This window comes from Xanthocytophaga agilis, from assembly GCF_030068605.1.
Lineage (GTDB): Bacteria > Bacteroidota > Bacteroidia > Cytophagales > 172606-1 > Xanthocytophaga > Xanthocytophaga agilis.
In genome coordinates this window covers 380,572-395,389 of record NZ_JASJOU010000004.1, presented here as the reverse complement: position 1 = coordinate 395,389, position 14,818 = coordinate 380,572, and the positions used below count along the sequence as shown (strand labels likewise).

The following is a 14,818-nucleotide window of genomic DNA, read 5'->3' as shown; positions in this document are numbered from 1 at the left end:
ACCTGTCCTCCTGTAAGAAACTCTCCCTCTTTGTCCTTCTTAAAGGAATGTTTTATCTTCCTACCCTCTTTTGTCCTGGCAGGCTCTCTCCTCACTGTCCTTCTAAAAGAATCTTGTGACAAGACCGGCGGTATTTGGATTTGGAGTGTATTCTTTCTCTCATAAACCAACAATGTCTCTATTTGTCACAAGATTCTTCTAGAAGGACAAAAAGGTAAGAGTAATTTTTTCAGGAGAACAGTAGAGGAATGTTCCTTCCTTTCCAAGCTGGGATTCTCATCAAGCTATTGCTTTACAACTTTCACTACTTTAGAATGATCCCCAGAAGATATTTTGATAATATACGCACCTGCAGTAAGCTTTTTACCCACTGTCAGGTGGTCTTTTCCTGTTCCGCTATCCACCAATCTGCCGGATGATTCGTAGATCTGGTAGTGAAATACTCCTTTGCCAACCTGAATTTCAAATCCATCCACAGAAGGATTAGGCCCAACAGATACCTCTGCCCAATCCTCTGCGGGAGTCAGGTCAGGGCTTATGCGTGCCGAAGAAACAGAGCCTGTGCTATCTGTTCCCAGGTAAAATCCGGGGTGTGGAGGCTGATTATAGGCTACGTTCTGCCAGGCAATGCTCAACCGATACTGACGATCCTGCATCAGTGTAGGCATCCGGTATGGGGTAGGTATGGTTGTGGTAAATATCAACAACTCCTGGTTGTTGGCATTACGCCAGATTATTTCCTCACGCCAGTCTCCAAACAAATCAGCACTTAAACAGGGAGTAGCTTTGGTACCATTGTTAGAGGCTGCTCCAACACTAAATGCATTCAGTAACAGATTGCTTGTGCCCGCTACATAATTCCATTTGCTGATGGAGGTTCCATCCAGCAATTCCCGAAGCAGATCACCATCCCACCAGGCAGCGAAATTTATCTGAGAAGGACGAGTTGCTGAAATCTGAACACCTTTTGCCGAATACAACCCACCCCGTGTTGCCCAGGCTTCATACCCCAGATAACGGGGATCTATATCAATAGCAATGCCTCGCCCCACATCACCCTGATTAGGACCAGGTCCACCCCATATCAGGGTGCCAGTACGTGCCTCTCTGAAATCCAGTGGATAATTGCCATAGGAACTGGGCGACTCATGCGGAGAAAATACTTCCAGCCCTGGTCGGGAAGGGTCCATGTCTGACATATGCAAAGCATCCCCATGACCTCGTCCTGTTGTATACATACCTTTTCCATTGTCATCAATGGCACAGGAGCCATACACAATCTCATCTTTGCCATCTTCATCAATATCTCCCACTGTCAGATTATGATTGCCCTGCCCCCTATAGCTGAGATAGGTTCCTGTACTATCATCACTATCAAATAACCAGCGCTGCGTAAGCTTTTTATTCTTAAAATCCCAGGCAACCAGTACAGTACGGGTATAGTATCCTCTGCACATTACCAGGCTGGGACGTTTTCCATCCAGATAGGCTACACAAGCCAGAAAACGGTCAATTCGGTTGCCATAGTTATCACCCCATACAGCCCGCATTTCATCCGGAGTAGGATTGTCACCCGCTACCGGATGGCGTTGAGGTACGTATTGAACTGTAGACAAAGCTGCACCTGTTCGTCCATCAAACACAGTCAGGTATTCCGGGCCTGATAAAATATACCCATATGGGTTGCGCCAGTCTTTGGTGGTATCGCCTATCGCTTTTCCACGTCCATCAATGGTCCCATCAGCCGTTTTACAGGCTATTTCGGCTCGCCCGTCACCATCCAGGTCATATACCATAAACTGCGTATAGTGTGCACCAGCCCGGATATTACGCCCCAGATCGATGCGCCAGAGCTGCCTTCCATCAAGTTTGTAGGCATCCAGGTACACGTTTCCGGTAAAGCCACTCTGGGAATTATCTTTAGCATTGGAGGGGTCCCATTTCAGAATGATTTCGTATTCTCCATCTCCATCCAGATCGCCCACAGAGGCATCATTGGCATTATAGGTATAAGCTACATTATCCGGAGTTGTACCTCCCGAAGGAACTGCCAAAGGAACAGACAGATATTGCCGGATTGATGTATTGGCTTCCAGAGTAAATGCATTGCCATCTTTTACCCCATACCCTATCGGAAAGTACCATCCATAATAGGCAGGTTGTATATAGTAGGTATTGTCCCGTGTCAGATCTGCTGTGCTATCAATCCAATACGTTACTGTTTTCAATAACTTTCGATTCAGCTTTGCAACACGCCAGTGATCTGTGATACGATATACATCAAAACCCGACTGCTCTGGGTCTGAAGTAAGCAGTCTCCAGCTAATAAACACTTTGCTGGTATCATATCGCACGGCCACTACGCCACGATCCAGATCCTCCGCCTTTATACGCTTGTTTCCATAGTGGTGGTCAGAGATCTGTGCCTGAATGTCTGATACAGAGAGTATCCCCAGAAACAAAACAATCAACTGTACACGACGATACAGCAAAGAAAAGTAATTTATTTTCATACAGGATTACGTTAAAAAGTGATGAGATCAAAAAATAAACTGAAAACGAACCATGTGAACTTTATATACTATAGAGGCAAAAAATAGTCTATACAATCCGGAACAGAAATCCGGTGGAAGTCATATACCGGCCACCCTGTGAGGCCGTAAATAAATAGGCAGGCTTTCCTTTATGGAACAATACCTGAGGACGTTCAAATCGTCCATATCTTTTTAAATGTGCCGGTGCAGGTGGTTGTTGAATATAATGCTCGGCTTCCCACCAGGCAATCAGAGGTTCGTTCCACTGCAAACCATCCTTTGAATCCAGAAACAGACCTACCTCCTGATTAAATACACCCATATCCCGTGCCAATAGCTGAAACCGCCCTTTTTCACGCCATACAAATGCGTCTTCAAACTGGCGGTTATTGCCTTTACCAGAGAAATCGATCACCGGATTTGCCTCGTATTTACGGTATGGTCCTTCCAGTTTGTCAGCAATCGCCAGCCCATACTTGCGATTGCCCCGGATAGGCTGTCCTTTGGCAGCTTCATACTCCTGTGTATTCCATGACTTGTAGTACAACCAGTACTGTCCATTCGGATGCCGGACAAAGGCAGGATTGGTAGTACAATGATCATCCCATGCTCCAGCGGAGCCAGGTTCCAGCAAGGGATGATCCGGTCGTTTCCAGGGGCCAGACAAAGAATCTGCAATGGCTAATCCAATTCGCTTGGTATCTGTTTTCCCATTGGAATTACCCATATAGAACAGGCAATATTTTTCATCTATATATTGAATATGAGGATTGTGGCAGGTTGTTGCATCCCAGTAGCCGGGACGTGGTGCCAGCACAGTCTCTACATACTGAAATGGATCTTCCGGTGAGTTAGCCACTGCATGAGCAATTTCAGAACCATTGATCCAGCCACTCATCTTTTTAGAGGCGTTCCAACGTGAAAAGAATACATGAATTTTCCCATCTGGCCCTTCAATAGGACTGTTGCACCAGACATACCAGTTCTCCATTTCCAGTATACGCCCTACGGGCCTGAGTCGTTTACTGAACTCCGATACTGAAGGATCGCCTGTCTCTGCTTCCGGTATGGAGGAAAGTCCATATCCCAACCATGGAAATAAGGCAGCACTAGCAATAAAGTCCCTGCGTGTCATGAGGTATCTCTGATCAATGAAAATACTCTTCTATATCACACTCCGGCATTCCTTGCAACAGGTAGCATATATTTCTTCAATAGATTTTTCTTCAGTTGTACCAATGCTTCTGCCACAATCAATCAACACCAGGTTATTTAGGAATGGTTAATTGTACAGGTGTCAGAGATACCTGTCCCACAATACCTGACTTCTGAGGTTGCCAGTGTGCAGCTGTAAATACACCATCTGTGCCGACATTCTCTTTCCTGCGGGCAGAGACATTGATATTGTAAAACTTCTGCCACCGTTCCCCTTTTTGATCCTTATCAGCAATGCGGTTTGCCATCAGGTTGGTAACAGAGATCTGTAATTGGTTCTGAGCCTTGAGTAATGTCGCTGGAATTACAATCTCGTAGGAAGGGCCAAGCAGTGTACCCACTGGCTGTCCGTTTACCTCAATCCGGGCATGTGTGTACACGCTATCCAGTGATAGCAGGTATCCATCTGCTTTTCCATCTGGCTTTGCAAACGAAATAGAATACGTAGCTGTTCCGGAGAATGCCTTCACTCCTTCTGCTGGAAATTCAGTCCATGATTTCAGGGTGGTTGTTTTGATATCTTTTGGTAAGGAAGGACCACCTTCTGCAAAATGAATTGTCCATTCTCCAGCCAAAGGTTTAGCACTTCCGGCAGGTTGGTAATAGTCATAGGATTTTCCGGAAACCACATTAGCATACTCTTCCAGCAGGCAAGACTCTCCGGGTGCCAGTTGCAAATAAACCTCTATACTGGTTGGGGTAGTTTTGCGAAGCGTTGCTAGTCCCAGCTTTCCTGTCATTGGATTGTATATCCCTGCAGACTGCGCCGGACTTTGGAGAGTAGTCCATCCAGCAAATGGCTTCCGTGTCCGGTTAACAACAAAATAAACCGTACGATCTCCTATTTTCCGGCGGATATACTGCAAACCGGCATCTGTAATTGTTTCTCTGCGAACATGTGCAGCCGTAAGTAGCTGATCCAGATGATCACCTAGCAGAATCATTCCCTTACCCACTTTTGCAATCTGTAACCCGGTAGATTCTGTAGTTTTAAACGATATCTGTTGTAGAAGATCTTTCAATGCTTTTTGCCGTTGAGAAAGATTGCCTAATCCTGGAACATCCACTGGCAGTTTGTTATGAATAGCAATTGTTGCTCCATTCCGCGCCAGTTCGATTAGTTTTTCCAGAGTGGCTATAGGCATAAGTTGCGCTTCCGGAATCAGCAATGTCTGATAGGCGACATTTCCTGTCTGTAACAGATTAGCAGACGAAGACAGATTAGCAATCTGGCGATCTGAAATAAAGTCGTAACTATATCCTCTGTCCACCATCAGTTGCGCATCGGCTTTCAGGGTAGTACCGTTAAACTCTGCCCCTAATCCATCGAAATGTTGTACCGTTCGTTTGCCAGCCTCTGCATACATATCATAGATTGGAAAATAGACCAGCACATCGTTGTCTGATTTTCCATCCTGTAAGAAAGACTGACATCTGGTAACATAGGTGTTCAGTGTACTAAAATCTTTCCAGAACGGATTGGAAGGATGAAAATGAACTGCAGCATAAAATAACCATCCGGGCCATGACTCATTTGCAGGCGAATAGTTAGTACCATGGTAAAAGATATGGTTTACCCCACCCAGCATAAAGAGATCCAGTGCCTGCTTTACATCCCCCAGAGAGGACAGGAAGTGTTCATTCAACCAGGTAGCAGATTCCGATGAAGTCAGCTTTTTACCCATCACATGGGCTGCTGACGAAGCGAATTTGATACGTAGTATGTCAACGCCTTCAATCTCAGGAATATCACTGACAGCATACAAATCCAGAATATTGGCAGGTGATCCATGTGCCTGATTTCGGTTGATACGTCCGTGATCTTTTGCCCATGTATGCCATTCCATACTATATTTTTCCAGCAATAACTCTCCTAATGTCTCCCGGTAGTCGCTTCGTACCCGTTGGTTTTGCTCTTCCGAATCTTTTCCAAACAAGGCTGGCAGGTATTGGCGCAGGTCATAGCCTCTGCGGTTCTGAAATTCCTGCAAAAACAAAGGTGTCCAGTTGGCTTCACCCTGCGCATCATCTACCTCATAGGAATCATTGAAAAAAGCCCGCAATCCTGTCAGATTATGAGACTGAAATGCTTTGTCAAATTGCTGAAGATAGTTTTTGGTAGCAGTTCCTGAGAAATGATCAATCACATTGCCCTCTCCTCCAGGTCCGGCGCGTTCTACCATCTTTCCATGCCATCCCTGAAAAAGGGCATACAAAGTCCAGTTACCAGCAGGAGCTTTCCAGTTTAGCTGGCCATTAGCCCCAACTTTATCTGTCAGGTTCAGTGCGTCTCCCTTATCGGAATATGCCATCAGGGCCTGCAAAGGCAACGGTTTTTCAAATCGAACCTGATCCAATGCCAGTGCCTGTAAATTTTTATTTTTATAAACCGGTTCTACCAGCTCTGTCATCTTTACAGTATGTCCTACGGCTCTCACAATAGGCTTCTGTGTAAACTGGACAGGATCTTTTAAACTTTCGCCCCCTTTTACTGTATAGGTCTGGCAGACAATGTATTTACAGGCGTCTTCGTCTGTTACCCACGGACCGCCAAACGGCCATCCGGATGCCTGCGCCATATCAATACCCATATTCAGTCTTTTGGCCTCCTGCAATGTATGTTCGAGCATTTCCATCCATTTGGGCGATAGAAACTCAATAAACTGATCTTCGTATCCTTTTACCCCATAGATAGGTGTTATCTCTAATCCTCCTAATCCTGCCTTCTGATACTGCTCCATCAATGCAGTCAAGTCCTTCTTATTGACTGCACTTCCCATCCACCACCACCGGGACCAGGGTTTTTGTTCATAGGTAGCAGCAGGCCAGGCAAGTTGGGCACTTACATTTGTAGAAATAAGGAATGCAAGTGCAACTACTCTCAACAGTTTGTCGGGCAAATAGTATCGATATGCTAAAAAATTCATACGAGTTGATTGTATGGTTTGAGGTATCATACGTTAATAAACGTGCTATTTGCTTAACTTATATACTTCACTTCCTGCCAGAAGAAAACACCCTAAGCCAAAATCTTCAAAGTTGGGTTCTTTTTCATAACTCAGTGGCTGTCCGTCTTTGGGTTCTTTGCCTGTACCCTGTACATAGCCCAGAAAGCCATTGTCGTGCACACAATCTGTTGCCAGCGCATTCCAGGCTTTTGTAATAATAGGTTTGTAGGTTTTCTCATCCAGCAATCCTTTGCGAAGGCCCCATGCCATTCCATACGTAAACAAAGCTGTTCCTGTCAGTTCTTTGCCTCCATAGTTGGTAGAATCATGCAGACTCACATTCCAGAATCCATCCTTTCGCTGAATAGGCACCAATGCTTTCATCATTTCCAGATACGTTTTCTGGTATTCTTCCCGATGAGGAGCATTGGCAGGCATGACATCCAATACCCGTACCAAAGCTGCCACTGCCCAGCCATTACCTCGTGACCAGTAACAATCCTGTCCGTTAGGTTCTGTATACGGAGGATCAAAATCCTTGTCCCGCCACCACAAACCATCAGCAGGATTGTATAGCCCTTTGTCACCCTGTATATTTTTGGAATGGTCATACATCTGGTACATTTTTTCATAATAGCGGGTATCATTATAGATCACACCGAGCTTTGCCATTACCGGCATAGCCATCTGCAAGGCATCAACCCAGGTCCAGTCGTCAAACTTACTACTACTTACCAGACTATCTATTGAAGCCTTAATATCCCGTATACGTTCTTCCTTTTTATCAATCAGATATAAATCAATGTACGTCTGGCCACAGCACTGGTTATCTGCATTTCGGGTTTTGATACCATCCCGTAATCCCCATTTGTGACTTTCACCCCAGGAAACAGCATAGTTGTAATAGTCTTTTTTAGGTGCAATCTGATACAAAGCCATTAGTCCTTCATAATATACCCCTCGTGTCCATATATTGCTTGGGCGGGTACGATCCGGACTTACAATAGGTTTACCCGTATCCGGCCATTTTTTCATGAAGTAGGCATTGGCCACTGTCATGGATTTGAGTATCTTTTTCTTTTTAGGCAGATCCTGTCCAAAAGAATGTATACTAACAGCCAGAAATAAAAAAATAACAATTTGAACTCTCGTATTCATAAAGAGATATAGATTAATAGATTGTAAGTCATGTAATGATACTCAATTGCCATCAGGCTTGATAACCTGCACCAGAGGGCTTAGCGGTAAACTCCATGTTTCAACCGCATCTGGTTTTGCCGGATCAAATGCAGGGATGTTTTCTTTCAAATACTGAGCTATTGGCAGTTTGGCAGCCTTTATTCCTACCACGATACACTTTGCTATTTCGTAGGCTCCATATGTACTAAAATGCGTATTGTCTTTTAACTCTTTTTCCTGTCCCGGAAAAGAACCAGCCGGGTAATGAACAAATGCCTTCAGCGATTTTTCAGGTCCCCAGGCTTCATACAAGGTTTTACTCATAGCATTCAGATCTATCAGAGGCACATTTTCTTCACGTGCAACCTGTCGCATAGCCTCCGGATAGTTTCCCAGTGTATTGACAATATGCCCTGTAGAATCAAAATTGCGGCGATGCATGGAAGTCACCAGAACAGGGCTTCCCCCTCGTTTTCGTGTTTCTGAAATAAAGTATTTCAGGTCTTTTTTATAGCTGGTAAAAGGACCGATGTTGGGGCCGGTTTGTTTTTGATCGTTATGGGCAAACTCAATAAACAGATAATCGCCCGCCTTCATAAGGCTTAGTATTTTTTCCAATCGACGTTCCTTAATAAAACTACTGGCAGACTCTCCTGATTCGGCATGATTAGCAATAGCTATTCTGCCTGATTTAAAAAAGGCAGGAATCATTTGTCCCCAGGCAGCCCAGGGCTCCCTATCCTGGTCAACTACTGTCGAATTGCCTGCCAGGAAAACTGTTGCTGCCTCTTTGTTGTGGGTAATTTCCAGAGCACAAACTTTAGGCAGTGTATTCCCAAACTCCAGTGTTAACTGATTATCCCAGTGCAGATAACTTAATTCTCTGGGTTTAAGCTTTACCTCGGAAGTATCTGCAATTCGTCTATTTCGTACATTTACAGTAAACGTTTGTGTAACAAAATGACCTGCTTGTGTCTGTACCTTCTCTATCATCAATCGACGGCATTCGGCTTTGACAGTAGTGAGAGACTCACCCTCGCTATCACCCAATGTAACCTGTACATCATAATTTCCTTCAGGTACATCTACTGTAAAGAAAAAAGGGTTGTCGCTAGTACAAAAATCACTCTTCAAAGCATCTTTTCCCCCTCTGCTTACTGCCTGTACACTGGCCTCTGGCAAAAATCCATACCCCAATACTTTCGAGTAAAGTGTAACCGGAGTAACCGGCAAGAATCCTTTTTCAACTTTACCCGAACCAAAATCAAACCGTACATGATATGAATCTTTACCAGACCCAGCGACATTCTGTGCGTTAGCCGCTACACTTATGCACAGAAATAGCCCTACCCACAAAGAGTCTCTTTGTATTTTCATAAAAGTAATTTGTTGTATGGACACACTCAAAATGTTATGATGGCTCATCTGGCAGCTTTTAACTGCACCGAGCTATCATTAATTTCAAATGTATTCTTCTTCAACAAATGAATAATCTCTGCACCTGCCAATAAAACAGGTCCATATCCATGCGCTGCATATACATTGATGGGACGATAGTAGTAGAAAGCAGGATCAAACCCCATTCCGGTTCCCACACAGGTTCCTTCCACCTGACCTTTCTCATTTACCTTTGTAGAGACTGCATTCCAGGCAAGCAAGGCCATAGGTGCATAGGCCAGAGAATCCAGCCATCCCCTGTTTATAGCTCTGGCAATCGAATAGGCATAGATAGCAGTTGCAGAAGTTTCCAGATAAGAATCTTCCCGGTCCAGCAACTGGTGCCAGAAGCCCACTCCCGACTGATAGGCCGCCAGACCTTTGGCATGTGCCTTCAGCAATTCTAAAATAGGGCCTCGCCCCGGATGATCTTCCGGTAATACATCCAGTAGCTCTACTTTGGTCATAATAGCCCAGCCATTGGCACGAGCCCAGTGAAATTCAGGATGTACAGTCATGCCTTCTACCCAACCATGCATGTATAATCCCTTTTCCTTATTGAACATTCGCTGAGAAAACTGCAATACCTGCTTTACTGCATCATCGTAATATTTTTTGTCACCAGTCAGCTTACCCATTTGCGCCAGAGCGGGAACACTCATAAACAGATCGTCCAGCCAGAGTGTATGCATCTGAGGTCTGTTTCGGGCTAGTGTTCCATCTGCTAAACGAAGTTCTTTGGTAGTGATATAATCTATGTAATTGTCTATCAATGGGCGCAGTTCTGCTTTATTGCCTGCTCTTACAGACTTGATCAGAGAGGCACACATAGCGCCTGCATCATCCAGTGCATGAGGGGTCAGTACAGACCGCAATGGACTTTGGGCTTGTGGATTCTTTTTAGCTAACTCACGAAAATGTGGGGTTATGTCAGCAATGAATTTCAGGCGTTTATTGGTATAGTCGGCGTATCTTGAGTCACCAGTAGCTTCTGTAGCCAGTAACATACCCGCATAGGTGACACCCCATTCATAACTAAGCAGCCTGAAATCACCTGGTTTTAATATAGTTTCTGTATTGATTTTTTTATACTCTGTAACTACCTCATTGGTATTTTTCGTAACCAGTTGGATTGGGGTTGATCCTTCCAGGTATCCATGCACTCTATTCAATACAGTTGTGATGCTTTCAATGGTAGGTGAGCCATAGGGAACCGGATAATCTGGTTTTAACAGATGCAAAGGCGTGTTGGAATCGTTTCCTTTGGGTGGATTATTCTGTGCGGAGGTGGTATAAACAGTTCCCAGAAAAACTGAGAGCACAAATCCATTTTTTAATACCCGAAGCATCGGGTGAGTAGGGTTCAGACTTTTCATTCGGAGTAGAGGTCTAACATTCTTTCTACTCTTTATTAGACTGCATTATGGATTATTTACCAAGAGAATTGAGAGTATTTACAAAAATGTGGAATATTTTTTGAATGCTAATATTGTTTATTGTTTCTAAACATCACTCTTCCTAAACTTCTACTTTTCTTTTGCTTGTCCAAAAGAAAAGTAGGGAAAGAAAAAGACACTTTTCTCCGATCCTCCCACCCGCAAGGCCAAAGGCCAACCTCGCGGAGAAAAGATTGCCAACGCACCTACACCACCATCTACGATTGAAGTAACCAAAACTCTCTTTATAACATACTTATTGTGAAATGTTTGTGCCAGTCTTGTGAAACTTCATAAGCATAATTGTATGCGTTTTTCGTTTTGACGTGAATTCTGTACAATATATAAATAGCACGTTGGTATTTTTGCTATCTACTTCTGAAATATATCTGCATATTTTCGGATAAAATAGACAGGTGTGCAACTCCAGGCATGGCAGTAGCTATTTATAGGATAAAAGCCATAAGGGGAGATTTTGTCATCAGAAGGGTCATAGACTTCCCAGAATGTATCAGCGCCTTTCCGGATCATACCACCCCAGTAGGTAAGCAAGGCTTGTTTAGCCATATCTGACAGGCCACTTTGAATCAAGGCTTCTATATAGTAGTGATACAGGTAAGGGCCTCCAGGTCGAACTACATCTTTCTCGGTCTGTAATTTCTTCAAGGCATTCCGAGCTTCGGATTTTGTAGCGACCCCGCTCAGAATCATCCAGATTTGTGAGGCATAAGATATCTGTCTGTTTGGTCCGCTTACAAATACTCCCATCTTCTTATCATACATTCGTTTTCTGGCACCATCTGTCATTTTTTTGATCATTTCGGGTAGTTCAGCTACTTCAGACTCTTTACCTAGTTGTTTTGCCAGTTCATAGGTATTCTTCATAGAATAAATGATAATACCCTGAATGGCAGCAGTTCTGTCCAGATCATTTTTCCAGTCCACAAATAACCACCATCTGTTTTTTGCAGCAGTTGCAGCATCAAATACACCATACGGATCCATGTATTTTTTAGGGTTCTCCATCTGTTTCTTTGCTATCGGCCACAAATCAAAGGCCGTTTCCCTATCATTAGTAGCCCTCAGGTATTCTTTGAGTGTCACATTATAAAGCAGTGAGTAATCAAACAGAAAAGGAGCGCCAGCTTGTGGATGGGGCTCAGGTGTTTCAAAAACGTTGGAATGCAGATACCCATCATTCTGAGCCAGACCAGCCAGCAGATACAGGCAACGTTTGGTCAGGTCAAAGTTCCGAAAAGAGTATTCATTGGCTAGTGACTCCAGATACAAATCACCAATCCATAACCGCCGATCTCGTTTAGGACCATCTTCATATACTGTTTGCATACATTCCTTTAACGTAAGCAACCCTACTTTATCAATAGCCGCAATCTGTTCAGAAGTACCAGAAGCCAGAGCGGAAGGCATTGCAGGAACAGATGTTGTAGCTTTACAAACCAAATCGCTGATACGAAAGTCAAAATAATTGGAGGCTCCCAACAACTCTATTTTCACATAACGAAATGCCATTCTTCTGGGAATAGTAATGGTAGCAGGAACTTCCATTACAGTTATAACTTCATCCTGTAGCCATGCCCGACTCAAGCCTCCAGGATATGGATCAAAGGGAGTAGCTAATTCTGCTGGAACTTCGCCAAAAGTTAGTTTGAGACGAGCCGGAGCATCAGACGTCCCCCAGATTGCCTGCAGAGAAAAGCTTACATATCCAGTCAGGTGTTCACCAAAGTCGGCAACAACACCTGACCGTTTCTTGATAGAAGTTTGATAGAGTGTATCTAACGGAGCACTTTTAACAGCTTTCCATCCCTGAAATGCAGTTGCATCCTGAACCAGATTAACCAGGTAAAGAGGATGCTTTTCAGATTCAACAAGTTTGGGTTTGTACAGTTCCGCCTTTTGCAACCAACTCTGCCGTTCTGCCTGAAAAGCAATTTGTGCATTCCCACAAAAACTACTCAGTATAAAGCCAAAGAAATAAAAATATTGTTTCATCGTGAGAATCAGATCGAAGGTTCATATACACTAATCCCTTCCTTATCTCATGTGATATAAGATAAGGAAGGGGGTACATGTTAATTTGTATCCTTAAAGCATCCGGCTTGGAGTGATTTCCAGAAACTCTTTGTCATGATGGTATTTTTCCACACACTGATTATCAAAGATCATAGTAGCTCCATTGGCTGGTGTGTATTTTTGCCATACAGGTAGGCCCTTGTGATTGGGATTGCCTGTCTTAGCAAAGTTGATCCAGGCCTGACTTACCTTTTGTGCCAGAGTTATAGCCTCTTTGCCTCCTCCGGTCATTTCCTCACAACGGCTGATATTATTAAAGGCAAAAGCGATTTCCATACAATGTACAGCCTTATACTCTCCATCCTGCACAGGCGATTGCCAGGTAAACAAATACATATACACAGGAGCTTTACCTGTTGATTTCAAATCAGCCTGCTTGATAGCACCTCGTCTGAACATATCATCTATATCAATCAAGTCTGTTGGACGAGTGTCTGCTGGATAGGCTTTTTTTACAGCAGACAGGTAGGCATCTGTTTTTTCTCCATATTGCTTCTGTAAACGGGCTTTGATTTCATCCTGTGAAGCTGTTCGTAAAGAAGGGTCTCTTAATGAAGCCATAAATTCGTTTTTGGTAGATCCCACCATCAGCGGAATATCACTTGAGAGAGCTATTGCTTCAGGTGCAGTAGGCTGATAAGGCAAGAATGTTCCATCCTGAGTAGGCCCCCACCCCAAACCAAAGCCAGGAATTTCTTTGCCTTCTGCTTTTAGCTGTTCCTGCACTTTACGCAATGCCTTTTTGCCAGCAGCGGCCAGCTTATCATAGGGTACTTTCTGTATAGAGTCAATCTGTGTAGACTTTAATCCCAGTTCCTCAAGAACTGCCGCACTAATGCGTCCTGAAATAGACTTTTCCTTAAAGTTCAATCCACCCCCACCACTCTGAATAATAGCTTTGTGAAATAATCCTTTTGCAGAAGGAGCATTCATAAGTGTACTCACCTTTCCACCGCCTCCTGATTGACCAAATATGGTAACATTGTCAGGATCTCCACCAAAACGAGCAATATTGCCTTTTACCCATTGTAGTGCTGCTACCAGATCCATCATGCCTACATTGGCAGAAGATTTGTACTTTTCGCCATAGGCAGACAAGTCCAGAAATCCCAGGATATTCAGACGATGGTTTACAGACACTACTACAACATCCCCTTTCTTACTAAGATTTTCTCCATCATAAGAAGGTAGTTCCTGAGAAGAACCCGCCGAATACCCTCCCCCATGTAGCCAAACCATAACCGGGCGTTTTTTGGTATCATTGATACCCTGCGACCATATGTTTAATCGCAGACAATCTTCATTGGTATATCCCCAGTCGTGATGAAACAGGAATTCGCTTTCGTCGTTTACTGCTGTTGTAGGATCTATCAGTGGACAAACAGGACCATACGTCATAGAACTGCGTACACCTTCCCAGGATGCAGGTTTTACAGGAGGCATAAAGCGGGCAGCCTGTGCATAGGGAATTCCTTTGTACGTAAATATACCGTTGTGAATATATCCCCGTACTTTTCCATATTCTGTTTGTACAACAGCAATTTTAGCTCCTGAAGTAATAGGATCTGGTGAAGGTGCAGGCTTTTGCGCTACACTATACATATACATGCTCTGTAAAAATATACAGAGTAGCAGAGTAAATGGTCTTTTCATAACAAACTAGTTAGGGGTTATAGGAAGGATTACAGGTACAGAAACCAATTATGAATATATTGGCTATTATTGTCACACAATGAGACAATAATACTAAACAGGAGATAAAACACCAAATTTTTGGATTACTTACAGTATAAATAGAATTTATTAATGATTCTATTTTTATGTACCCTTTACATTACCCATGAATAAGACACTATCTTTCTTCAGAAAATATAGTAAAAATTCAAAATTACCAGAATTTTGTAAGCACAACGAAGAAGAAACTTTCCAAAAGGGAATTATTCTGGCTCTGGTTGTGTAAAAGACAATAGAATCA

8 protein-coding genes are annotated in these 14,818 nt (G+C 43.5%); all 8 read right to left on the bottom strand.

Features of this window, described 5'->3' with window-relative positions; genetic code table 11:
* Positions 1-284: 284 nt before the first annotated feature.
* On the bottom strand, positions 285-2,513 hold the full coding sequence (locus QNI22_RS14835) for a rhamnogalacturonan lyase family protein (RefSeq protein ID WP_314511705.1): 2,229 nt from the start codon (positions 2,511-2,513) through the stop codon (positions 285-287).
* 88 nt (positions 2,514-2,601) lie between these two features.
* Entirely contained in the window at positions 2,602-3,669 is a 1,068-nt protein-coding gene (locus QNI22_RS14830) for a glycoside hydrolase family protein (protein WP_314511703.1), read from the bottom strand.
* A 133-nt stretch (positions 3,670-3,802) separates the two neighbouring features.
* A complete protein-coding gene (locus tag QNI22_RS14825; RefSeq protein WP_314511702.1) occupies positions 3,803-6,676 on the bottom strand; it encodes a glycosyl hydrolase in 2,874 nt (957 codons plus the stop codon).
* A gap of 45 nt (positions 6,677-6,721) precedes the next feature.
* Entirely contained in the window at positions 6,722-7,855 is a 1,134-nt protein-coding gene (locus tag QNI22_RS14820; protein WP_314511700.1) for a glycoside hydrolase family 88/105 protein, read from the bottom strand.
* 42 nt (positions 7,856-7,897) lie between these two features.
* Positions 7,898-9,253, bottom strand: a complete 1,356-nt coding sequence (locus QNI22_RS14815; RefSeq protein WP_314511698.1) for a rhamnogalacturonan acetylesterase — start codon at positions 9,251-9,253, stop codon at positions 7,898-7,900.
* A gap of 44 nt (positions 9,254-9,297) precedes the next feature.
* Entirely contained in the window at positions 9,298-10,689 is a 1,392-nt protein-coding gene (locus QNI22_RS14810) for a glycoside hydrolase family 88/105 protein (RefSeq protein WP_314511697.1), read from the bottom strand.
* 432 nt (positions 10,690-11,121) lie between these two features.
* Positions 11,122-12,762 (bottom strand): alpha-L-rhamnosidase-related protein, encoded by a 1,641-nt coding sequence (locus QNI22_RS14805; RefSeq protein ID WP_314511695.1) that lies wholly within the window; start codon positions 12,760-12,762, stop codon positions 11,122-11,124.
* A 93-nt stretch (positions 12,763-12,855) separates the two neighbouring features.
* Positions 12,856-14,496 carry a carboxylesterase/lipase family protein gene (locus QNI22_RS14800; RefSeq protein ID WP_314511693.1) on the bottom strand — a complete coding sequence of 547 codons (1,641 nt, stop codon included), beginning with the start codon at positions 14,494-14,496 and terminating at the stop codon, positions 12,856-12,858.
* Positions 14,497-14,818: the final 322 nt, after the last annotated feature.